Source organism: Klebsiella sp. TF21-TM, from assembly GCF_019753495.1.
Classification (GTDB): domain Bacteria; phylum Pseudomonadota; class Gammaproteobacteria; order Enterobacterales; family Enterobacteriaceae; genus Klebsiella; species Klebsiella quasipneumoniae.
On the sequence record NZ_JAIJYL010000147.1, the window covers coordinates 1 to 248 of the forward strand.

The window sequence follows — 248 nt, forward strand, 5'->3', positions numbered from 1 at the left end:
CGCGCATTACTCCCGGTCATTCGCTGATTAGCCACTGCACGGTTACGGTCTGCATATTCACCGGGCCAGTAACCCGCGCCTTTTCGGGGAGGGATAAGCGCGCTGATTTTCTTACGCCGCAGTTCATCGTGACAGAGCCGGGTATCGTAAGCCCCGTCTGCCGCGGCTGCTCTGATTTTTCTGTGAGTCTGCCGGATAAGGCCCGGGAAGGCTTCTGAGTCCGTGACGTTATTCAGCGACAGGTCTGC

At 58.1% G+C, this 248-nt stretch carries 1 protein-coding gene; it reads right to left on the reverse strand.

Going from position 1 to position 248, the window contains the following annotated elements:
• The coding region (locus K5R89_RS27285) for a transposase (protein ID WP_221853887.1) at positions 1-248 on the reverse strand (248 nt) is incomplete at both ends.